The following is an 18,176-nucleotide window of genomic DNA, read 5'->3' as shown; positions in this document are numbered from 1 at the left end:
ATCAACATTTTCAGAAACTTACTAACCTTGGATAGTGCTCCCAATCTCACTTAGGTTAATATCCTTTCCCCGTTCAGTCGCTCGCATCGAGGCCGTATGCGGTATGCAGCACACGGACCGCGAGTTCGGTCTCGTCCTCATCGATCATCACCGAAACCTTGATCTCGGAGGTCGAGATCGCCTGGATGTTGATCCCGCGTTCGGCGAGCGCCTTGAACATCGTCGCAGCGACGCCCGCGTGGCTCTTCATGCCGACGCCCACCACGCTGATCTTGGCGATCTTGCTGTCGGTGATGATGCGGTTAAAGCCGATGTCCGCGCGCTTGTCCTCCAGCAGCGCCTGCGCCCGGGCGAGGTCGGCCATCGGCACGGTGAAGGTCACGTCGGTCTCGCCCTTGTCGCGGCCGACGTTCTGGATGATCATGTCGACGTTGATCGAGGCGGCCGCGAGCGGCTCGAAGATGTGCGCCACCGCACCCGGCTTGTCGGGCACGCGGGTGAGGATCACCTTCGCCTCGTTCTTGTCGTGCGCGATGCCGGTGACGTGCTGGCGTTCCATTTCGCCGTTCTCCACTAGGTCGTTCATTTCCTCTTCCGACACGATCATCGTGCCGGGGAGGTCGTCCGCCGGGACGGCGTCGTCGCCGATGAAGCTGGAGAGGACCTGCACCCGCACGCCCTCCTTCATCGCCAGGCCGACCGAACGGGTCTGCAATACCTTCGCACCGACCGAGGCCAGTTCGAGCATTTCCTCGTACGTCACCGCCTTCAGCTTGCGCGCCTTGGCGACGATCCTGGGATCGGTGGTGTAGACCCCGTCGACGTCGGTGTAGATGTCGCAGCGGTCGGCCCCGATCGCCGCCGCCACCGCGACCGCCGATGTATCGGACCCGCCGCGCCCGAGGGTCGTCACCCTGCCGTCGGCGCCCATGCCCTGGAAGCCGGGGATCACCGCGATCTCGCCCGCCGCCATGCTGGCGAGTACGCCGTCGCTGTCGATCCCCTCGATCCGCGCCTTGGCGTGCGCCTCGATCGTGCGGACCGGAAGCTGCCATCCGAGCCACGAACGCGCCTTGCAGCCCAGCGCCTGGAGCGTGAGCGCGAGGAGGCCGCTGGTCACCTGCTCCCCGCTCGCCACCACGACGTCGTATTCGGCCGGGTCGTAGAGCGGGTTCGCCTCGCGGCAGAAATTGACGAGGCGATCGGTCTCGCCAGCCATCGCGGACACGACCACGGCAACCTCGTTCCCGCCCGCGGCCTGCCTGCGCACGATGTTCGCCACGCGCCGGATGCGCTCGGTCCCGGCCATCGAGGTGCCGCCGAATTTCATCACGATCCGGGCCAAGCGAAGATGCTCCTGCTGGATGACTTTCGCCCGCGCTGTTAGGGACCGGGCATGAGCGATGCAACAGCCCCGGCGGATACGAAATCTTCAAGCGCGCCAACGATCCGTCAGGACGAGGCCGCGCATTTCGGCAAGCTGGCGGCCGACTGGTGGGATCCGAAGGGGTCCTCGGCAATGCTCCACCGCCTCAATCCCGTGCGGCTCGCCTTCTTGCGAGAGGCAGTCGACGCGCACTGGACCTGCGACCCGGAAAGCGTCCGTCCGCTCTTGGGCAAGACCGCGCTCGACGTGGGCTGCGGTGCGGGCCTCCTCTGCGAGCCGCTCGCGCGGCTGGGCGGCGAGGTCACCGGGATCGACGCCGCGCCCGAGAACGTCGCGGCCGCAAGGGTGCACGCCAAAGGCGCGGGGCTGTCCATCCGCTATCTTGCGGGCGAGGTCGGCGCGCTCGACATTGGGCGGTTCGACCTCGTCACCTGCATGGAGGTGATCGAGCACGTGGGCGACAAGCCCGCCTTCGTGTCCGCGCTGGCTCGCAGGCTCGCGCCGGGCGGGCTCATGGTACTGTCGACACCCAACCGCACGGTCCGGTCGCGATTCCTCATGGTGGGCGCGGCCGAAGCGGTCGGGGTGGTGCCGAAGGGGACCCATCACTGGGACGACTTCGTCACACCCGACGAACTGCGTGACCTGCTGGCGTCGGCCGGTCTCGCGATGGGCGACCCCGTGGGCATCGCGTTCTCGCCGGCGAAAGGCCTGCACCTGTCGTCCGACCAGTCGCTGAACTACATTGTCACCGCGACGCGGTCTTCCTGATCTTCGCTGCTAGCGCTGGATCGTCGGTGAACAGCGCGTCCACCCCGGTCGCGGCGAGCAAGGCCCACGCCCCGGCAAAGTCGCCCATCGCCGCCTCGTCCGAACCGCGCCGGAAGGGAGACGGGAGAAACGCGTTCTCCTTGCGGACGGTCCAGCCGTGGGCCTCCAGGCCCGCCGCGTGCGCAGCCTCGACCAGTCCGGAGGGGCGGCCGTCCGTGCCCACCAGCATCCTCACGTCCGGCCCGATCGCGTCGGCGTACCGGGCGATCTGCGCCAGACCCGAAGGGGTTATCATCTCCGCATAGGACATGCCCGCTTCGTCTGCCGGACCGCCGGTCGCCGCGACGAGCTGGACGAGCGGCAGGTCGACGAGCCTGTGGAGCCGCTGGAGCGGTGCGACGTCGAACGCCTGGACGAACACGGGGACCTCGGTCCCGCCGAGCAACCCGTCCTTTTTCAGCGCAGCGACCAAAAGGTCCACGCTGTCGATCCCCTGCTGGAGCAGGAAGGTAGGGTGCTTGAGTTCGGGATAGAGGCCCACGGTCCTGCCGGTTTCAGCCTTCTTCGCGCGCACCAGTGCGACGATCTCGGCGAAGGTGGGAACCTGATAGAGCCCGTCGAACCGCGCGTTGGCAGGGCGCAGGCCGGGAATGCGCTCCCTCGCCCGGAGGGTACGCAGTTCGGCGAGGGTGAAGTCCTCGGCAAACCAGCCCGACACCAGCTCGCCGTCGATCTCCTTCGATTGCCGGCGACCGGCGAATTCGGCGCGCGAGGCCACGTCGGTGGTGTCGGACAGTTCGTTCTCGTGCCGCGCGACGAGGACCAGGTCCTTCGTCACCACGAGGTCCGGCTCGATGAAGTCGGCGCCCGCGTCGATAGCGCGCTCGTATGCCGCCAGCGTGTGCTCGGGCCGCTCACCGCTTGCGCCTCGGTGCGCGATGATCAACTGCGCCTGGGCAGGCATTGCGGCGACGAGCGCGGCGAGTACGAGGAAGAGTCGCATGCGGCGGCTTCTGGCGCTGGGCACCTGAATATCAACCGAGCGCGGCGGCGATGGCAGCGCGCGCCTGCGACGCGCGCGCCTTCCAGTCGCCCGAGATAAGCACGAAGGGCACTTGCTCGCGCTCGAGCAGGTCCGCGGCGATGCCGGCAAACTCGCGCCGCGCCTCGTGAAGACCGAAGAAGCGGGTGCCGTCATATACCCATGGCACGTCGGGAGAGAACAGGAGATAGAGTTCGGCCTTCGCGTAATCGAGCAGTCCGGGCGGAATCTCGCCGAACAGCATCTGCGCCCAGGCGGCGGTCATCAGCGGGTCGGTGTCGAGCAACACGAGAGGGGGATCCCCTTCGCAGGCGGCCCGCATCAGGCGGTCCTGCTCGCGCGCAATTCCCAAAAGGTCGTCGAGCGAGAAGTCCGTCCCGATCGTCTCAGCGTGAGTGCGCCCGTATTCGGGCACCAGCGGGCACCCGAATTCTTCCGCCAGCGCCGCCGCGAGCGAGGTTTTGCCGGTGCTTTCGGCACCGTGGAAACACACCCGGATCATGCAAGCTCCCTGCGTGCCGCGCGCGTCCATTCGCGCAGGCCGATTACCGACAGGACCAGGAACGCACCGTAGAGCACGGCCAGGAGCTGGAGGTCGCGCGCCAGATAGAGCGCGATCGAGGCGACGTCGATCCCGATCCACAGTACCCAGTTTTCCACCCTGCGAAAGCTCAGGAGGAACTGGGCTGCCACGCTTGCCCCGGCAACCGCACTGTCGGCCAGCGGCAGCGCGGCATCGGTCCACCGCGCCAGCGAAAGCCCGAGCGCGAGACTGAGGACCACGGTCGCCGCGCCCCACGCGAGCCGCGCGGGCCAGCCGAGCCAGCGCACCGGCACGGCGGCGCCCGGCTCCTTCGCACGGCTCCACAGCCACCAACCCCACGCGTTCACGACGAAGAAGAACACCTGCAGCCCCGCCTCGGCGTAGAGCCGGGCCTCGAACAGGACGATCCCGATGCAGGTGACCATCGCCATCGCGGCGGGGAAGTTCCACACCGACCGGCGGATGAGGAGAACGATGTTGACGAAGCCGAGGACGGCCCCGGCGACTTCGAGCGGGCTCACGCGAGCTTGCGCTCCCACTCGTCGGCGTCGAAGCCGACGAGCACGCCGCCCGAGTGACAGAGGACCGGCCGCTTGATGCACGAGGGCTGCGCGACCATCAGGCGGATCGCCTTTTCCTGGTCGAGGTCCTCCTTCTGCTCGGGTTCGAGCTTGCGGAAGGTCGTGCCCCTGCGATTGAGCAGCCGCTCCCACCCGACGGCGTGGACCCATGCCCGCACGAGGTCGGCGTCCGCGCCTTCCTTCTTGTAGTCGTGGAACGTGTACGCCACGCCGTTCGCGTCGAGCCAGCCGCGCGCCTTCTTCACCGTGTCGCACCCCGGTATGCCGTAAAATTCGATGCTCAAGCCGTGGGTCCCCCGAAGCGGTGCACCCGCACGTCGCCGCAGGCGAACAGCGTGTACCCGGCGTAGTATTCCTCGCGCCCCTTGTGCTGGACCGCGCGATGTTCGGCAAGCCGTCCCCACGCGCGCGCCGAGGCCTCGTCCTCCCATTCGCTGATCGCGACGACTTCGCCATCGTCCGCAGTGTACGACTTGAAGGCGCGATAACCCGGCTGCTGGCGCGCGAGCGCCTCCATCGCGGCGGCATCGGCGGCATAGGCGGTCCCGTCGATGTCGGCGCGCTTGCGATTGCGGAAGACGACGAGGAACATCAGGCGGATCCCCTGGCCGTGGAACCCGTGTCACACGTGTCACACTCTCCTGGATGAAAAGACCGGACTCCGGATTTCTCCCAACCCGGGCCGTGCAGGAGGAAGGTCGGGCAGGTCATTCGGCGGGCTCTATCAGGCAAACGCGGTGTAGGAAATCAGCCGCCGAGATGCGCGTCGGCGATCGCCACCGCGAGCGCGTCGGCCGCGTCGGCTCCCGCGAGCGCGACGCCCGGCAGCAGGACCTTGAGCATCGCCTGCACCTGCGCCTTTTCCGCCGCCCCGGTGCCGACGACCGCCTTCTTGACCAGCCGCGCAGCGTGCTCGCGCACCGGCACCCGGGCGCGCCCGCAGGCAGCGAGCACCGCGCCGCGCGCCTGCGCGAGTTTCAGCGTCGACTGCGGGTTCTTGTTGGCGAACACCTCCTCGACCGCGACCCGGTCGGGGGCATAGGCTGCGAGCACCGCCGCGACCGCATCGTGAAGGTGGTGCAGCCGATCCGGCATCGGCGCCTTCGCGTCGGTCGGCACCTCGCCGTTGGCGACGTGGCTCGTGCGCGATCCCTCGACCCGGATGACGCCCCAGCCGGTGCGCGACAGCGACGGGTCGAGGCCGAGGATCACCATCGGGCGGTGCGTGCTAGATCCGCAGGCCCAGCCGAGGCCCGGCCTGCATCATCGCGAGGTAGAGCACGACCGTCAGCGCGCATCCGGCCAGCAGCGCGAGCCAGAAGTTCATCCCGCTGCGCAGCAGGACCGGGATGAGGAGGAACATCGGCAGGCTCGGCAGGACGTACCAGAACGTCGCCGCCGAATGGACCGCCATGTTCTCCGCATCGGGCCGGGCGTGCCACAGGAAGATCATGCCCAACACCGACACCAGCGGCAGCGAGGCGACGATCGCAGCGGTCGCTGGAAGGCGGCGGCCGATCTCGGAAATCGTCGCGATCATCGCCCCGGCAAGCAGCGCCTTGGCAACGACCGCCCAGCTCATCAGCCGATCTTCTCGAGGATTTCGTCGGAGACTTCGTAGTTGCCCCACACCGTCTGCACGTCATCGTCGTCGTCGAGCGCGTCGACCAGCTTCAGGAGCGTGCCGGCGTTGGCTTCGTCGACCTCGACGGTGATATTCGGCTTCCAGGCGAGCTTGACCGATTCGGCCTCGCCCAGCGTTTTCTCGAGGTTGCCGGCGACTTCGTGCAACGCTTCCATGTCGGTCCAGATCGTGTGGCCATCCGCCGTGCTCTCGACGTCGTCGGCACCGGCCTCGATCGCGGCCTCAAGGACCTTTTCCTCGTCGCCCGCACCCGGCCCGTATTCGATCATCCCCTTGCGCTCGAACCCGTGGCTGACTGCGCCGGATGCGCCGAGGTTGCCGCCGTTCTTGCTGAAGGCGGTGCGCACGTTGGTCGCAGTGCGGTTGCGGTTGTCTGTCAGCGCCTCGACGATCAGCGCGACTCCGCCGGGACCATAGCCTTCGTAGCGGACTTCCTCGTAGTCCTCGCCGCCTGCCGCAGCCGCCTTGTCGATCGCGCGCTGGATGTTGTCCTTGGGCATCGAGGCGGCCTTGGCGTTGTTGACTGCCAGCCGCAGGCGCGGGTTCATGTCCGGGTCCGGCGCGCCCATTTTCGCCGCCACGGTAATCTCGCGCGAAAGCTTGCTGAACTGCGCCGAGCGCTTCTTGTCCTGCGCGCCCTTGCGATGCATGATGTTCTTGAACTTGGAATGGCCTGCCATAAGTCCGTTCTTGATGTGGAATTTCGGGAACGGGGGCGCATTAGCCGCATGAGCGGGCAACCGACAAGAGCGGGGTTGGCGGTGCGCGCGCCCGTCCACTGGCGCACGTGGGCCGGCTTCGTGCGCAGGCCCGCCCTGCCCGATCGCGCCGCGCTTGCTCCGCGACCGGCGTTGCGGGCCGTGTTCTCGCTGTTCGGGCTCGACCTGGCACTCATGGCGCTCCTGCTCGGCGTGCTTTCGCTGGCGTTGCAACTGGGCTTCCAGATGCCAGCACACATGCTCGATCAGGTCGATCTCAAGCCCGCGGTGATCGCCTTCATCGTGCTGGGCGCGCCGGTTGCCGAGGAAATCGTGTTCCGCGGCTGGCTGTCGGGCCGGATCGGCCATATCCTGGCCAGCCCGCTGGCGATCGCCGCCATGGTCGCGCTGCCTGCGGCCGGAACCGCCTTTGCGGCCGACGACATGGCGCGCGCGCAGACGTTCCTGCTCATCGGCGCGATCGCCGCCGCCCTGGCGGTCATGGCGCTGGTCCTCTTTCGCCGGCGGGGCGCGATCGGGTTCGTGCAGCGGCACTTCGCGTGGTTCTACTGGGCCAGCGTGCTGGCTTTCGCAGTCATCCACCTCACGAACTTCGCGGCCGCCGGCACGGCCGGGCTGCCGCTCGTGCTGCCGCAGCTGATGCTGGCGATGATCCTGGGGTACCTGCGGGTAACCTACGGGCTGTGGAGCGCGGTCCTGACGCACGTCCTCCACAACGCGCTGTTCATCGCCATCGTGCTGGCGGGCGCGGGTTGACCGTCAGATCGTCACCGCGGTGCCGCTGACGCTCACCATCAGCATCGATCCGTTCTGGCCGAGCACCTCGTAGTCGATGTCGACGCCAACCACCGCGTTGGCGCCGACGTCGCCCGCCTCGCGCGTCATCTCGGCGATCGCCTCCTTGCGCGCGCGGGCAAGCACCGCCTCGTACTTGCCCGAGCGCCCGCCGACGATGTCGGTGATCGAGGCGAACAGGTCGCGAAAGATGTTCGCGCCCACGATCACCTCGCCGGTGACGATGCCGTGGTAGCCGTGGATCGTGCGTCCCTCCACGGTGGGCGTGGTGGTCACGATCATGCCTCCGCCGCCGTCGGGACCGCCCGGCCGGCCACCGCCGGTGTCGCCCCAGGGATTGGGCCTGCTAGCCATTGACCACGGTTCCTCCGTTGGGATGCAGCACCTGGCCCGACATGTAACTCGAATCCTCGCATGCAAGGAAGAGGAATGCGGGCGCGACCTCGTTCGGCTGGCCCGGCCGGCCCATCGGGGTGTTCTCGCCGAAGTGCTCCATCTTCTCCTTCGACGAACCGCCGAACGGGTTGAGCGGCGTCCAGATCGGCCCCGGCGCGACGGCGTTCACGCGGATGCCGTCGCCAACGAGGTTTTCCGACAGCGAGCGCGTGAAAGCGGTGATCGCGCCCTTGGTGCTCGAATAGTCGAGCAGTTCCTTGCTGCCCTTGTACATCGTGATCGAGGTGCAGTTGATGATCGCGGCGCCCTTCTTCAGGTGCGGGCGCGCGGCCTGGACCATGTAGAACATCGAGAAGATGTTTGTCTGGAACGTGCGTTGCAGCTGCTCGACGGTGATATCCTCGATATCCTTGTCGGGGTGCTGCTCGCCGGCGTTGTTGACCAGCACATCGAGCCGGCCCCATTTGTCGACCGTCTTCTCCACCAGCGCCTGGCAGACCTCGGGATCGCCGAGGTCGCCCCTGTGCAGCAGCGCCTCGCTGCCCTCGTCCGCGATGCGGTCTGCCACGAAGCGGGCGTCGTCGTCTTCCTCGAGGTAGCTCACCGCGACTTTCGCCCCCTCGCGCGCGAAGAGGATCGCTGTCGCCCGCCCGATCCCGCTGTCGCCGCCGGTGACGATGGCCACCTTGCCCTTCAGGCGGCCCGAACCCGGATAGCGCGGCTGCCAGTCCGGCTTGTCGTCCATCTGCGATTCGTGCCCCGGCATGCGGGGTTCCTCGGCCGTTTCCTCGACAAAGGCCGTGTCGACGGTTTCGGGTTCTGTCGTGTCTGTGCTCATGATCATGATCCTCGAATGGGAGTTCGAGGATCCAATGAGCGAGGCGCGCGCGCCGTTCCGGCCGCGCGCCCCGTATGCGATCAGCCGAGGCCGAGCGCCGCCTTGTAAGTGTCGAGCACCATTTCCATTTCGGCGCGGTCGTCGGGCTTCATCTTCCTGAGGCGGACGATCTGGCGCATGATCTTGGCGTCGTAACCGACCGCCTTGGCCTCGGCGTAGACGTCGCGGATGTCGTCGGCGATGCCCTTCTTTTCTTCCTCGAGGCGTTCGATGCGCTCGATCAGAAGGCGCAGGCGGTCGTCGGTGGCGTCGGCCATTTTGGGTGTCAAAGCTCCGCTGAAACAGAATCGGCTGGCGGTCCGATAGCCAGACCGCCGAGGCGTTTGAAGCCCGCGAGTTCGGGGCGTGGAAAACTAATTGGACGCGTTCCGCCTGACACTCGCTTCCATGCGGTCGATCTGGGCCTGCGTCGCGGGCGACTGGCGGGTCGCCTTCCACTCATCGGCCGGCATCCCGTGGATCAGTTCGCGCGCGGCGGCCTTGTCACCGTCGTACCCCGCCTCGCGGATCCAGTCGGCAAGACAGTTGCGGCAAAACCCGGCGAGTCCCATCAGGTCGATGTTCTGCGCGTCGTGCCGATGCCGCAGGTGACGCACCAGCCGGCGGAAGGCGGCCGCCGCCTGAGCGTCGGGAAGCGCATCGAGCGGGTCCGAATTCGTATCCATTGAAACTGGCACTCCCCAAGCCGTCTTGTGTTGCGACCGCGCCATGCCATAGGCGGCGGGTCATGCAGAAGCTCGAACCGCGCAAGCGCAAGGTCAAGGTCCTCGCCACCATCGGGCCGGCAAGCCGCAACCCGGCCATGCTGGAAAAGCTGCTCCGCGCAGGCGCCGACGCGTTCCGGGTCAACATGAGCCACGGCGCGCACGCCGATCATGCCGCCACGATCAAGGCGATCCGCGATCTCGAGCGATCGAATGGCCGTCCGATCGCGATCCTCGCCGACCTCCAGGGACCCAAGCTGCGCGTCGGCACCTTCAAGGACGGGCAGGCGGTCATCCGGCATTCGGGCCACTTCACGCTCGATCGCAATCCCGAACCGGGCGACGAGACCCGTGTCGAATTGCCGCATCCCGAACTGTTCCGGGTGCTCGAGAAGGGCCAGCGCCTGCTGATCAACGACGGGAAGATCCGCCTCAAGGTGATCAAGGCCGAAGCCGACGCGATCCTCTGCTCGGCCGAGGTCGGCGGGGTCATCTCCGACCGCAAGGGCGTCAACGTGCCCGATGCCGAGGTGCCGATCCCGGCGCTGACCGAAAAGGACCGACGCGATCTCGCCTTCGCTGTCAGCCAGGGGGTCGACTGGATCGGCCTGTCGTTCGTCCAGCGGCCCGAAGACCTTGCCGAGGCGCGCAAGTTGATGGGCGGACCGGGTGGCACGGGCCCCGCGCTCTGCGCCAAGATCGAGAAGCCGAGCGCGGTGCGGCGCCTGCCCGAACTGCTCGAGCTGGCGGACGGGATCATGGTCGCGCGGGGCGACCTGGGGGTCGAACTCGATGCGTGGGAAGTCCCGCCGCTGCAGAAGAAGATCGTCAACGCCGCCCGCAACGCCGGCAAGCCGGTCATCGTGGCGACGCAGATGCTCGAATCGATGATCGAGAGCCCCAGCCCCACCCGCGCCGAGGTGTCCGACGTCGCCAACGCGGTCTACGACGGGGCCGACGCCGTCATGCTGAGCGCGGAAACCGCCGCGGGCGACTGGCCCGAGGAAGCGGTCGCGATCATGGACCGGATTGCCGCGCAGGTGGAGCGCGACGATGCCTACCTCGAGCGGGTGCGGCTGCTCGACACCCCGCCCGACCGGACCACCGCCGACGCGTTGAGCCATGCGTGCATGACGATAGCCGACACCGTGGCGGTGGGAGGGATCATCGTCTTCACCGGATCGGGCAGCACCGCCCGCCGCGTCGCGCGCGAGCGGCCGAGCGTACCGATGCTGGTGCTCACCCCCTCCACGAGGACCGCGCGCCGGGTCGGTCTGCTGTGGGGCGCGCACGCGGTGGTCACCAAGGACATCGGCAGCTTCGAGGAGATGATCGCCAAGGGCAAGCGCATGGCGCTGCGCCACGGATTCGGCGAAGCTGGCAGCAAGCTCATCGCGCTCGCCGGCGTGCCGTTCGGAACGCCGGGCAGCACCAACCTGCTCCACGTCGTGACATTGACCGGCGACGAGCTGGCACGCCATTCCGCGCAGGCCGGCTGAGCCGGATCGACCTAGAGCCCGAAGCTCTCGCGCAGCCCGTCGATCACGTATTGCGCGGCGAGCGCTGCCAGCAGCACGCCCAGCAGCCGGGTGATGACCGCTTCGACCCGCGCCCCGAACAGCTTCATGAGCGGGCTCGCCGCGATCAGCGCCAGCAGCGTAAGCAGCAGCACCGCGCCCAGCGCCGCGAGGACGACGAGCGTGTTCTCCCATCCCTCGGCCCGCGCGGTAAGCAGCATGATCGAGGCGATCGCGCCGGGTCCGGCGAGCATCGGCATCGCCATCGGGAAGACCGATACGTCCTCCACCTCGGGGGTCGCGGCGATCTTCTCGGCGCGCTGCTCGCGCCGCTCGGTGCGCTTTTCGAACACCATGTCGAGCGCGATCAGGAACAGCATGAGTCCCCCGGCGATGCGGAAGCTGTCGAGCTCGATGTGGAGCGCGCCCAGCAGGTCCTCGCCGAACAGCGCGAAGATCACGAGGATGATCCCGGCGATGAGGCACGCGCGCAGCGCCATCGAACGCGCCTGCGCGGGTGTCGCGCCCTTCGTCAGCCCGGCGTAGATCGGCGCGCAGCCGGGCGGGTCGATGACGACGAAGAGGGTGATGAAGGCAGAGAGGAACAGTTCGACCATCGTCGCGCTCAACAGGTCGCCGCCGGTGCGCCGACCGCCGCGTCGGGCGCCGGCGAGACGCGGCGGAACACTTCCTGCATCGCGCCGTCGACCCGCGCTTCGACCACCATCGTCCGGCGACAGTTCGCCGAAAGGTCGGTGCGCCACTCGAGGGTGCCGTCGTCCGACCGGCCCGACTGCCACGCCTCGCCGCGCCGGGCCCTGGGTTCCCGGCGCAGGCGGTTCGGGGTGCCGCTGGGACACTCGGCCTTGCGGCCCGAGATCATCTCGCGCTGGGTGTAGCCGTCCTCGAGGTCGAAACCCTGGTCGAGCACCCAGCGATAATCGCCATCGTTCTGGCGCTGCCAGATCGTCGCGAAGCGCGACTTGCGCCCCGACGGGTGGGTCGCCGGGCCGGTCGAGAGCGCGAAGCTGCCGTCGCAGCTGACCCACACCATGTCGGGACCCCAGACGATCGGCTGGGCCGGATCGGCCCGTCCCTTGAGGGCCGTCTGGACGCTTTCCCACTGCGGCCCGGGCCAGACGGCATCCGCGGTCGCGAACCTGCGGAACGCAGTCCAGGTGCCGTCCTCGCGCGCGGCGCGGGCGAATGCCAGTTCGGTCGCGATGACCGTGCTCGGCTCACCGCGCGGGGCAAGCGTGCGTTCGCCCGGCCCACCCGGGCCGGTCGTACACGCGGCAATGGACGCCGCGATCGCGGCAAGGATAAGCGCGCGGATCATCGTTGCGCGCCTAGCGCGCCGAACTCGATGTTCCAAGCGTCCCGCGGTCAAGGCAGGCCGGCTGCGGGCGGCAGGCCCGCGTTGCGGTAGGCGGCGACGACGGCATTGCGCAGGAGAACCGCGATCGTCATCGGGCCAACGCCGCCCGGAACCGGGGTGATCGACCCGGCCGTTTCGCTCGCCTCGTCGAAAGCCACGTCGCCGACCAGCTTGCCCTTCGCCGCGCCCGGTTCGGGCGCGAGCCGGTTGATGCCTACATCGATCACCGCGGCGCCGGGCGCGATCCAGTCGCCCCGCACCATTTCGGGCCGCCCGACCGCCGCAATCACGATATCGGCACCCCGGACCACGCCGGGCAGGTCCCTGGTCCGGCTGTGCGCGATGGTGACGGTGGCGTTGGCGTTGACCAGCAACTGCGCCATCGGCCGCCCGACGAGCTGCGAGCGGCCGATCACCACGGCATTCCGCCCCGACAGGTCTCCCAGGCGGTCCTCGAGCAGCATCATGCAGCCCACCGGAGTGCACGGGAACAGCCCGTCGCGCTGGTTGGCGAGCCTCGCGATATTCGTATCGGTCAGCCCGTCGACGTCCTTGTCGGGATCGATCAGCGCGATCACCGCCTTGTCGTCGAGATGCGCCGGCAGCGGCAGCTGGACGAGGATGCCGTCGACCGCCGAGTCGTCGTTCAATTGGCGCACGAGCGCCTCGAGCCGGTCCTGCGAGACGTCGGCGGGCAGGCGATGCTCGAAACTCGCCATGCCCGCGGCGATCGTCGCCTTGCCCTTGCTGGCAACATAGACCTGGCTCGCCGGGTCGTCGCCGACGAGCACCACCGCGAGGCCCGCCTTGCGGCCGGTTTCCGCCTCGAACGCGCGCGCGGCCTCGCCCACCTTCTCGCGCAGGGAGGCGGCGAAGGCCTTTCCATCGATGATCTCCGCCCTGATCCCGGACTGGGGCATCAGTACGGCCTCAGGCTCTCGAGCACGATGATGAGCGCATAGATCAGAAGCAGCAGCACCATCGGCGAAAAGTCGATCGCCCCGGTATCGGGCAGCACGCGGCGGATCGGTCGGAGCAACGGTTCGAACAGCCGCGCGATCGCGTCGTGCACTGCGGCGAAGAACGTGTTGTCCCGCCCGATCACGTTGAAGCTGAACAGCAACCCGATGATGAACCAGATGATGACGAGCATGTTCGCGGTGTTCGCGAGCATGATGAGAATCTGGAGGAGAGCGTCCATCGATGGTCCTTGGATTGCTGTGTCGCCTGCGCCTCTAGCCGAGCGCGCAGGGGTGTATCAATGGGGCAATACGCATCCGCATCAGGTGGCGCGGATCAGCGTTCCCGCGCCGGTCGCGGTGAAGAATTCGAGCAGCATCGCGTGCGGGACACGCCCGTCGAGCACCACCGCCGCCTCGCACCCCGCTTCGACCGCGTGGACGCACGTTTCGAGCTTGGGGATCATCCCGCCGCTGATCGTCCCGTCGGCCTTCAGACCAGCGATGTCCGCCGGGGTCAGGTCGGTCAGCAGCTCGCCCCGCTTGTCCATCACCCCGGCTACATCGGTCAGGAGGAACAGGCGCGCCGCGCCGAGCGCCGCCGCGACCGCACCGGCCATCGTGTCGGCGTTGATGTTGTACGTGTGCCCATCCGCGCCCGCTCCGATAGGAGCGATCACGGGGATCATCCCGGCGGCGACCGCGGTGTCGATCAGCGTCGTGTCGACATGGCGCGGCTCACCGACAAAGCCGAGATCGATCGCCTGCTCGATGTTGCTGTCCGGATCTTTCCTCGTCCGCTCGACCTTGGTCGCCGTGACCATGCCGCCGTCCTTGCCCGAGACGCCGAGCGCCTTGCCGCCAGCCTGCGCGATCCACCCGACGAGCTGCTTGTTGATCGCGCCCGACAGGACCATCTCGGCGACTTCTGCGGTGGCCTTGTCGGTCACCCGCAGCCCGTCGACGAATGTGCTTTCGACCCCCAGCTTCTTCAGCATCTCTCCGATCTGCGGGCCGCCGCCGTGGACCACCACGGGGTTGATACCGACCGCCTTCAGCAGCACGATGTCCTCGGCAAAATCACGCGCCGCCTGCGCGTCGCCCATCGCGTGTCCGCCGTACTTCACGACGAACGTCCGGCCGGCATAGCGCTGGAGATAGGGCAGCGCCTCGATCAGCACTTCCGCCTTGGCCAGCATCGCCTGGGTGTCGCCTTTCATACTCGGATTCCTTCGCTGGCCCCGCGGATCCACGTCGCGATGTGCCCGCGGGCCGCTTAGCGGCAAGCGCGGCGGGAGGAAAGCCGGTCACCCGCGGATGCCGCGGGGCATTCGCGCAGGATTTCTTCGCTGCCGGCATTGCCCCTTGCCGGTTCCCGATGATACGCGGGTTCCCGACACGACAAGAAAACGAATGGGTCGCAGGTGATTGATGATTTCCGGCAGCGGCTGGCCGCTGCCTACGACGCGTGGGGCACGAGTGCCGGCACCACGCCCGCGCAGTTCTTCGACCTGATGGACGAAGCGATCGAGTTCCATACCGTGCTCGAGCGCGAGTTCCCGTCCGATCCGCTGAGCGGCCCGTTCAGCGGCCGCGCGGCGGTGATCGGGTACTGGACCGCGATCGCCGAGTGCTGGGACCTCGTTTCGAGCAAGACCGATGCAATCGTTGCCGAAGGCGACCGGGTCGTGTGGATCGGGCGCGTGCGGTGGCGGAACCGGCGCACGCTGCGCGAGCTGGCGACGCCCAAGGTCGACATCTGGACGGTGTGGCGGGGCAAGGCGATCCGCTATCTCGAGATGTTCGACAGCGCCGGTTATGCGCGGGCGGCCGGGCTTGCCGAGGCCTTCGCGGCTTCCCCCGTGACAACCGCAGCACGCGGTTAACCGCGCGACAGCACTTTGGGCGTATCGTCTGCCTCACGCCCGGTCCCTTCAGGCCCGGTTCGCAGGAGGAGACGGCCCATGGCCGGGACCATCGACCAGCCCATGTCCGGCCCCGACAGGCGGAGCGGCGATCGGCGAGACATGCAGATACCCTTCCCCGGCGACGAAAAGCGGTGCGAGGAGCGCCGTTCCGGCAAGGACCGCCGCGCGCGGACCCGCTATCGCCTGACGCGCTGAGGCTTCCCGGCAGCGCAACGCAATCGGGCGGCGCGCCCATGCAGCGCACCGCCCCTAACATTTCACCGAAGGGCGATCAGTCGATCGCGTGCTTGATCTGGCTCATCTGGTCATGGCCGGCCTTGACCGAAGCCCAGGCTTCCTCGACCGCAGTGCGCGCCTCGAGCGGAAGGTCCTTGTGCTTGAGCGCGGTCTCGAACTTCTCCTTGAGATAGTCCTCGCCGCTCTCGACCGAGTTCACGATCGCCTCGTCGTCGCGGCCGACGACCGCTTCCTTGAGGTTGATCCACCCGCGGTGCATCGCCCCGGCGGTGGTGCCGTCGTCTTCCGGATTGCCGCCGAGCGCAGCGACCGCGGCCTGCAGCTTGGCGACGGCCGCCTGCCGTTCGGTAGCGCGGGCACGGAAGATTTCCGCAAAACGCGCGTTGTCGGTGTCTTCGGCCGCCTTGGTGTAACCATTGATCGAATCGATCAGCGTTCCGATCAGCGTGTTGAGCGTGGCGGTGTCGGCCGTGTTCGCGTCGGTGCGGGAGTCGTGGTCCATGGTGTCATGATGCGACATGTTGGATTTCCTTCAATGGGTTGGGTTTGCATGACCTAAGCGCGCGTGGCGCGGCTTCGTTCCGGCGGCCGGGCGATCATCGCGAACGGCCCGGCGCGCCGGACCCGGGTTTGCCTCCCGAAGCGGCTCTGGATAGGTTCCCGGCACCGCGCAAAGAGGGGATGCGGATGATGACCGGCACAATCGACCAGCTCGTCCACCTCGCCCACCTCGTGCTCGGCTTCGGCGCGGGTGCCGCGGCACTGGTCGCGCTGACCGTGCGGAAGGGCGGCCGTGTGCATCGCTGGGCCGGATGGACATTCGTCGGCGGGATGACCGTGGCGGCAATCACCGCGTGGCTGTTCATGATCGCCCGCCCGCTGCCGCTCGCAATGTTCGAGGCAACCGTCGCGCTGTACGCGCTCGGCACGGCAATCCTCGCGCTCAACCCGCGCTGGCGGGGGGCACGCCTGGCCGAGATCGCGCTGCTGGGCGTGCTGTTGCTGGTGATGCTGGCTGTCGCGGTGGTCGGCGTGCGCCTGACTCTTTCGGGTGCAGGGATCGGTCCCGCGCCGCTCGTCCTGTTGCTGATATTCACCTATTTCGCGATGCTCGACGTGCGCTGGCTTCGGCGCGGGACGATCGAGCGCATCGACCGGGTCCGCCGTCACGCGCTGCGCATGGCGCTTGCGGTGAGCGAGACCGTGCGCGCGCCGACGATCACCTTTGCCGACGACCTCGGCCTGCCAGTGCCCGCGATCGTCTTCGGCACGTTCGCACTGGTGCCGCTGATCTACTTCGCGTTCGCGCCGCAGGCGCGCCGCGCGGCCGCTGCCCTGCGGGCCTGACCGGACGCGGCGGCGCGCACCGACCGGGACGCCGGGGGTCAGCCGACGTCCCAGTCGCCGCGGGGGTGGCCCGAGCCTTCGTCGGCTTCGCCCTGCTCGGCCTGCCGCGCGTGTTCGCTTTCCGGTGCGATCCGGCCTTGCTGCTCCTCGCGGCCCGGCCAGTCGCGGCCGGCCCTGCGCTGCTCTTCCGGATAGGGAGCGCCGCCGCCGCGGCCCCGGTCGCCATAGCCCGGAGCGCCGGTATCGCCCGCCTGCTCGCCCGCGCCGACCTGCCCGGGTTCGAGCCGCTCGCGCTCGTGCCCGGTCGCTTGGTTGCCGGCCTGTTCGTACTGGGTGCCGACCGTTCCCTCGATGCCGTGGGGAGAGCCGTAGTCGTCGCGGTCGCTGCCGGGGTGAAGACCGCCGCCGGCGCGGTCGGTGTCGTCGACGAACGGGCCGTCGGTCCGGCGCTGGGATTGCTGCTGCTGGCCTTGGCTCTGCGATTGCCGGCCGTCGTTCTGCTGCTGGTTCATCGGTTGCGTCCTCTCTATCGTGATCCTGCCCGCGGCAGAGCGGCGGGCTCACTGGATGAAGCCCGGGGGCGCGCAGCGGTTCCGGCAGATGCGGCGGCGCGACGGGTGGATGCGCCGGACGGTCCATGGCGAGCGCAGGCGTGCGCGATTGGCAATGGCGCACCGGCGCGCGGCGCGATAGGCGGGGGCGATGGGCAGGATCGTCCGCTTTCGCCGCAAGAAGCGGTGGCGCCGCTGGACCACGGCGAAGGGCTATGGCGTGAAGCCCGCCCGGTTCGCCCGCCCGCCGAAGACCGCTCCGAAGACGTGGGCGCGGGCGTGGCACGAGACGCGGCCGTGGATCTTCCTGATCGCGCTGGTGACGGCGGCGCTCGTCTACCAGTCGCCCGGTTTCTACGAGCCGCCGGGGTTTCTCCAGGGCGAACCGATGGAGGTCGAGGGGACCTTCACCCGCTGCGGGCGCGGCCGGGGCCGCCTGTGCGTGGTCGACGGCGACACCTTCAGGATTGGATCGCGCACGTTCCGCGTCACCGGCATCGACACCGCCGAGATGCGCGCTCGCTGCCCGGCCGAGGCGGCGCAGGCCGACGCCTCCACGCAGGCGCTCCAGCGCTGGCTCAACCGGGGACCGTTCCGGATCACCACCCGCCTCGACGAACCGACCGACCGCTACGGCCGCACCCTCGCCATCGTAAAGCGCGACGCGCCGGGCGGCGGGGGCGGGGCCACCGAGGACCGGCTGGCCGACTGGATGCTGCGCGAAGGCGGCGCGCGGCGGTATGATGGAGGATTCAAGGGCGGGTGGTGTTGAGGACG

General features: G+C 68.4%; 27 protein-coding genes. 7 read left to right on the top strand and 20 right to left on the bottom strand.

The features are described 5' to 3' along the window. Nucleotides 1-73: 73 nt before the first annotated feature. Complete coding sequence (locus ACPV3N_RS10305; RefSeq protein ID WP_440117268.1) at nucleotides 74-1,345, bottom strand: aspartate kinase; 1,272 nt, start codon at nucleotides 1,343-1,345, stop codon at nucleotides 74-76. A gap of 51 nt (nucleotides 1,346-1,396) precedes the next feature. Here ACPV3N_RS10305 and ubiG point away from each other — a divergent pair, with 51 nt between their 5' ends. Beyond that, the gene (ubiG, locus tag ACPV3N_RS10300; RefSeq protein ID WP_440117266.1) at nucleotides 1,397-2,158 is read left to right on the top strand and encodes a bifunctional 2-polyprenyl-6-hydroxyphenol methylase/3-demethylubiquinol 3-O-methyltransferase UbiG; all 762 of its coding nucleotides are present in this window, start codon (nucleotides 1,397-1,399) and stop codon (nucleotides 2,156-2,158) included. On the opposite strand, the gene ACPV3N_RS10295 is transcribed toward ubiG, so the two are convergent. From ACPV3N_RS10295 to ACPV3N_RS10260, 8 genes are all read right to left on the bottom strand, one after another. Further along, on the bottom strand, nucleotides 2,136-3,161 hold the full coding sequence (locus ACPV3N_RS10295) for a glycerophosphodiester phosphodiesterase family protein (RefSeq protein WP_440117264.1): 1,026 nt from the start codon (nucleotides 3,159-3,161) through the stop codon (nucleotides 2,136-2,138). The two genes, ubiG and ACPV3N_RS10295, sit on opposite strands and share 23 nt — an antisense overlap. 31 nt (nucleotides 3,162-3,192) lie before the next feature. Next, nucleotides 3,193-3,702 (bottom strand): AAA family ATPase, encoded by a 510-nt coding sequence (locus ACPV3N_RS10290; RefSeq protein ID WP_440117262.1) that lies wholly within the window; start codon nucleotides 3,700-3,702, stop codon nucleotides 3,193-3,195. Further along, nucleotides 3,699-4,265, bottom strand: coding sequence for a nicotinamide riboside transporter PnuC (gene pnuC, locus ACPV3N_RS10285; protein WP_440117260.1), 567 nt, complete (start codon nucleotides 4,263-4,265; stop codon nucleotides 3,699-3,701). Before pnuC ends, ACPV3N_RS10290 begins: the two co-directional genes overlap by 4 nt. Next, nucleotides 4,262-4,609: an ArsC family reductase gene (locus ACPV3N_RS10280; protein ID WP_440117258.1), complete on the bottom strand. Its 348-nt coding sequence runs from the start codon at nucleotides 4,607-4,609 to the stop codon at nucleotides 4,262-4,264. The genes pnuC and ACPV3N_RS10280 overlap by 4 nt, the downstream gene beginning before the upstream one ends. After that, nucleotides 4,606-4,917: an antibiotic biosynthesis monooxygenase family protein gene (locus tag ACPV3N_RS10275; RefSeq protein ID WP_440117256.1), complete on the bottom strand. Its 312-nt coding sequence runs from the start codon at nucleotides 4,915-4,917 to the stop codon at nucleotides 4,606-4,608. Before ACPV3N_RS10275 ends, ACPV3N_RS10280 begins: the two co-directional genes overlap by 4 nt. Before the next feature lie 155 nt (nucleotides 4,918-5,072). Then, nucleotides 5,073-5,540: a crossover junction endodeoxyribonuclease RuvC gene (gene ruvC, locus ACPV3N_RS10270; RefSeq protein ID WP_440117254.1), complete on the bottom strand. Its 468-nt coding sequence runs from the start codon at nucleotides 5,538-5,540 to the stop codon at nucleotides 5,073-5,075. 13 nt (nucleotides 5,541-5,553) lie between these two features. Then, the gene (locus tag ACPV3N_RS10265) at nucleotides 5,554-5,907 is read right to left on the bottom strand and encodes a DUF3147 family protein (protein ID WP_440117252.1); all 354 of its coding nucleotides are present in this window, start codon (nucleotides 5,905-5,907) and stop codon (nucleotides 5,554-5,556) included. Beyond that, nucleotides 5,907-6,650: a YebC/PmpR family DNA-binding transcriptional regulator gene (locus ACPV3N_RS10260; RefSeq protein WP_440117250.1), complete on the bottom strand. Its 744-nt coding sequence runs from the start codon at nucleotides 6,648-6,650 to the stop codon at nucleotides 5,907-5,909. The genes ACPV3N_RS10265 and ACPV3N_RS10260 overlap by 1 nt, the downstream gene beginning before the upstream one ends. A gap of 48 nt (nucleotides 6,651-6,698) precedes the next feature. Here ACPV3N_RS10260 and ACPV3N_RS10255 point away from each other — a divergent pair, with 48 nt between their 5' ends. Next, nucleotides 6,699-7,445 (top strand): CPBP family glutamic-type intramembrane protease, encoded by a 747-nt coding sequence (locus ACPV3N_RS10255; protein ID WP_440117248.1) that lies wholly within the window; start codon nucleotides 6,699-6,701, stop codon nucleotides 7,443-7,445. Between the two features lie 3 nt (nucleotides 7,446-7,448). Here ACPV3N_RS10255 and ACPV3N_RS10250 read toward each other — a convergent pair whose 3' ends face one another. The 4 genes from ACPV3N_RS10250 to ACPV3N_RS10235 all read right to left on the bottom strand — a co-directional run bounded on the left by ACPV3N_RS10250 (nucleotide 7,449) and on the right by ACPV3N_RS10235 (nucleotide 9,443). Beyond that, complete coding sequence (locus ACPV3N_RS10250; protein ID WP_440117531.1) at nucleotides 7,449-7,766, bottom strand: heavy metal-binding domain-containing protein; 318 nt, start codon at nucleotides 7,764-7,766, stop codon at nucleotides 7,449-7,451. Between the two features lie 64 nt (nucleotides 7,767-7,830). After that, nucleotides 7,831-8,646: an SDR family oxidoreductase gene (locus tag ACPV3N_RS10245; RefSeq protein WP_440117529.1), complete on the bottom strand. Its 816-nt coding sequence runs from the start codon at nucleotides 8,644-8,646 to the stop codon at nucleotides 7,831-7,833. A gap of 152 nt (nucleotides 8,647-8,798) precedes the next feature. Further along, nucleotides 8,799-9,035, bottom strand: a complete 237-nt coding sequence (locus ACPV3N_RS10240; RefSeq protein ID WP_067676531.1) for a DUF2312 domain-containing protein — start codon at nucleotides 9,033-9,035, stop codon at nucleotides 8,799-8,801. Nucleotides 9,036-9,131: 96 nt separating this feature from the next. Continuing rightward, nucleotides 9,132-9,443: a DUF1244 domain-containing protein gene (locus ACPV3N_RS10235; RefSeq protein ID WP_440117246.1), complete on the bottom strand. Its 312-nt coding sequence runs from the start codon at nucleotides 9,441-9,443 to the stop codon at nucleotides 9,132-9,134. Nucleotides 9,444-9,505: 62 nt separating this feature from the next. Here ACPV3N_RS10235 and pyk point away from each other — a divergent pair, with 62 nt between their 5' ends. After that, nucleotides 9,506-10,981 (top strand): pyruvate kinase, encoded by a 1,476-nt coding sequence (pyk, locus tag ACPV3N_RS10230; protein WP_440117244.1) that lies wholly within the window; start codon nucleotides 9,506-9,508, stop codon nucleotides 10,979-10,981. Between the two features lie 11 nt (nucleotides 10,982-10,992). Here the strand turns inward: pyk and ACPV3N_RS10225 are convergent, their stop codons facing one another. From ACPV3N_RS10225 to argB, 5 genes are all read right to left on the bottom strand, one after another. Continuing rightward, nucleotides 10,993-11,616, bottom strand: a complete 624-nt coding sequence (locus tag ACPV3N_RS10225) for a MarC family protein (protein ID WP_440117527.1) — start codon at nucleotides 11,614-11,616, stop codon at nucleotides 10,993-10,995. Nucleotides 11,617-11,624: 8 nt separating this feature from the next. Continuing rightward, nucleotides 11,625-12,338 carry a hypothetical protein gene (locus tag ACPV3N_RS10220; RefSeq protein ID WP_440117242.1) on the bottom strand — a complete coding sequence of 238 codons (714 nt, stop codon included), beginning with the start codon at nucleotides 12,336-12,338 and terminating at the stop codon, nucleotides 11,625-11,627. 47 nt (nucleotides 12,339-12,385) lie between these two features. Continuing rightward, nucleotides 12,386-13,282, bottom strand: a complete 897-nt coding sequence (folD, locus tag ACPV3N_RS10215) for a bifunctional methylenetetrahydrofolate dehydrogenase/methenyltetrahydrofolate cyclohydrolase FolD (protein ID WP_440117525.1) — start codon at nucleotides 13,280-13,282, stop codon at nucleotides 12,386-12,388. A 14-nt stretch (nucleotides 13,283-13,296) separates the two neighbouring features. Then, nucleotides 13,297-13,578 (bottom strand): YggT family protein, encoded by a 282-nt coding sequence (locus ACPV3N_RS10210; protein ID WP_440117240.1) that lies wholly within the window; start codon nucleotides 13,576-13,578, stop codon nucleotides 13,297-13,299. A gap of 81 nt (nucleotides 13,579-13,659) precedes the next feature. Next, complete coding sequence (gene argB, locus ACPV3N_RS10205; RefSeq protein ID WP_440117238.1) at nucleotides 13,660-14,556, bottom strand: acetylglutamate kinase; 897 nt, start codon at nucleotides 14,554-14,556, stop codon at nucleotides 13,660-13,662. A gap of 204 nt (nucleotides 14,557-14,760) precedes the next feature. Here argB and ACPV3N_RS10200 point away from each other — a divergent pair, with 204 nt between their 5' ends. Further along, nucleotides 14,761-15,222 carry a nuclear transport factor 2 family protein gene (locus ACPV3N_RS10200; protein ID WP_440117236.1) on the top strand — a complete coding sequence of 154 codons (462 nt, stop codon included), beginning with the start codon at nucleotides 14,761-14,763 and terminating at the stop codon, nucleotides 15,220-15,222. A 78-nt stretch (nucleotides 15,223-15,300) separates the two neighbouring features. Then, entirely contained in the window at nucleotides 15,301-15,459 is a 159-nt protein-coding gene (locus ACPV3N_RS10195) for a hypothetical protein (RefSeq protein ID WP_440117234.1), read from the top strand. 76 nt (nucleotides 15,460-15,535) lie between these two features. Here the strand turns inward: ACPV3N_RS10195 and ACPV3N_RS10190 are convergent, their stop codons facing one another. After that, entirely contained in the window at nucleotides 15,536-16,003 is a 468-nt protein-coding gene (locus ACPV3N_RS10190) for a PA2169 family four-helix-bundle protein (protein ID WP_440117232.1), read from the bottom strand. A gap of 185 nt (nucleotides 16,004-16,188) precedes the next feature. Between ACPV3N_RS10190 and ACPV3N_RS10185 the strand changes: the two genes are divergently transcribed. Continuing rightward, complete coding sequence (locus ACPV3N_RS10185; protein ID WP_440117230.1) at nucleotides 16,189-16,848, top strand: hypothetical protein; 660 nt, start codon at nucleotides 16,189-16,191, stop codon at nucleotides 16,846-16,848. A gap of 38 nt (nucleotides 16,849-16,886) precedes the next feature. Here ACPV3N_RS10185 and ACPV3N_RS10180 read toward each other — a convergent pair whose 3' ends face one another. After that, nucleotides 16,887-17,360, bottom strand: coding sequence for a hypothetical protein (locus ACPV3N_RS10180; RefSeq protein WP_440117228.1), 474 nt, complete (start codon nucleotides 17,358-17,360; stop codon nucleotides 16,887-16,889). 190 nt (nucleotides 17,361-17,550) lie between these two features. On the opposite strand from ACPV3N_RS10180, the gene ACPV3N_RS10175 reads away from it, so the two are divergent. Then, nucleotides 17,551-18,171, top strand: coding sequence for a thermonuclease family protein (locus ACPV3N_RS10175; RefSeq protein ID WP_440117226.1), 621 nt, complete (start codon nucleotides 17,551-17,553; stop codon nucleotides 18,169-18,171). The last annotated feature ends 5 nt before the right edge of the window (nucleotides 18,172-18,176 follow it).

This window comes from Tsuneonella sediminis, assembly GCF_051912845.1.
GTDB classification, from domain to species: Bacteria; Pseudomonadota; Alphaproteobacteria; order Sphingomonadales; family Sphingomonadaceae; genus Tsuneonella; species Tsuneonella sediminis.
The sequence above is the reverse complement of the archived record's forward strand: the minus strand, read 5'-3'. Positions and strand labels throughout refer to the sequence as shown.

Coding starts and splice junctions, on each gene's coding strand:
- ubiG (WP_440117266.1), top strand. CDS start 1,397: ATGAGCGATGCAACAGCCCCGGCGGATACGAAATCTTCAAGCGCGCCA.
- ACPV3N_RS10295 (WP_440117264.1), bottom strand. CDS start 3,161: ATGCGACTCTTCCTCGTACTCGCCGCGCTCGTCGCCGCAATGCCTGCC.
- ACPV3N_RS10290 (WP_440117262.1), bottom strand. CDS start 3,702: ATGATCCGGGTGTGTTTCCACGGTGCCGAAAGCACCGGCAAAACCTCG.
- ACPV3N_RS10275 (WP_440117256.1), bottom strand. CDS start 4,917: ATGTTCCTCGTCGTCTTCCGCAATCGCAAGCGCGCCGACATCGACGGG.
- ruvC (WP_440117254.1), bottom strand. CDS start 5,540: ATGGTGATCCTCGGCCTCGACCCGTCGCTGTCGCGCACCGGCTGGGGC.
- ACPV3N_RS10265 (WP_440117252.1), bottom strand. CDS start 5,907: ATGAGCTGGGCGGTCGTTGCCAAGGCGCTGCTTGCCGGGGCGATGATC.
- ACPV3N_RS10260 (WP_440117250.1), bottom strand. CDS start 6,650: ATGGCAGGCCATTCCAAGTTCAAGAACATCATGCATCGCAAGGGCGCG.
- ACPV3N_RS10255 (WP_440117248.1), top strand. CDS start 6,699: ATGAGCGGGCAACCGACAAGAGCGGGGTTGGCGGTGCGCGCGCCCGTC.
- ACPV3N_RS10250 (WP_440117531.1), bottom strand. CDS start 7,766: ATGATCGTGACCACCACGCCCACCGTGGAGGGACGCACGATCCACGGC.
- ACPV3N_RS10245 (WP_440117529.1), bottom strand. CDS start 8,646: ATGCCGGGGCACGAATCGCAGATGGACGACAAGCCGGACTGGCAGCCG.
- ACPV3N_RS10240 (WP_067676531.1), bottom strand. CDS start 9,035: ATGGCCGACGCCACCGACGACCGCCTGCGCCTTCTGATCGAGCGCATC.
- ACPV3N_RS10235 (WP_440117246.1), bottom strand. CDS start 9,443: ATGGATACGAATTCGGACCCGCTCGATGCGCTTCCCGACGCTCAGGCG.
- pyk (WP_440117244.1), top strand. CDS start 9,506: ATGCAGAAGCTCGAACCGCGCAAGCGCAAGGTCAAGGTCCTCGCCACC.
- ACPV3N_RS10225 (WP_440117527.1), bottom strand. CDS start 11,616: ATGGTCGAACTGTTCCTCTCTGCCTTCATCACCCTCTTCGTCGTCATC.
- ACPV3N_RS10220 (WP_440117242.1), bottom strand. CDS start 12,338: ATGATCCGCGCGCTTATCCTTGCCGCGATCGCGGCGTCCATTGCCGCG.
- ACPV3N_RS10210 (WP_440117240.1), bottom strand. CDS start 13,578: ATGGACGCTCTCCTCCAGATTCTCATCATGCTCGCGAACACCGCGAAC.
- argB (WP_440117238.1), bottom strand. CDS start 14,556: ATGAAAGGCGACACCCAGGCGATGCTGGCCAAGGCGGAAGTGCTGATC.
- ACPV3N_RS10195 (WP_440117234.1), top strand. CDS start 15,301: ATGGCCGGGACCATCGACCAGCCCATGTCCGGCCCCGACAGGCGGAGC.
- ACPV3N_RS10190 (WP_440117232.1), bottom strand. CDS start 16,003: ATGGACCACGACTCCCGCACCGACGCGAACACGGCCGACACCGCCACG.
- ACPV3N_RS10185 (WP_440117230.1), top strand. CDS start 16,189: ATGATGACCGGCACAATCGACCAGCTCGTCCACCTCGCCCACCTCGTG.
- ACPV3N_RS10180 (WP_440117228.1), bottom strand. CDS start 17,360: ATGAACCAGCAGCAGAACGACGGCCGGCAATCGCAGAGCCAAGGCCAG.
- ACPV3N_RS10175 (WP_440117226.1), top strand. CDS start 17,551: ATGGGCAGGATCGTCCGCTTTCGCCGCAAGAAGCGGTGGCGCCGCTGG.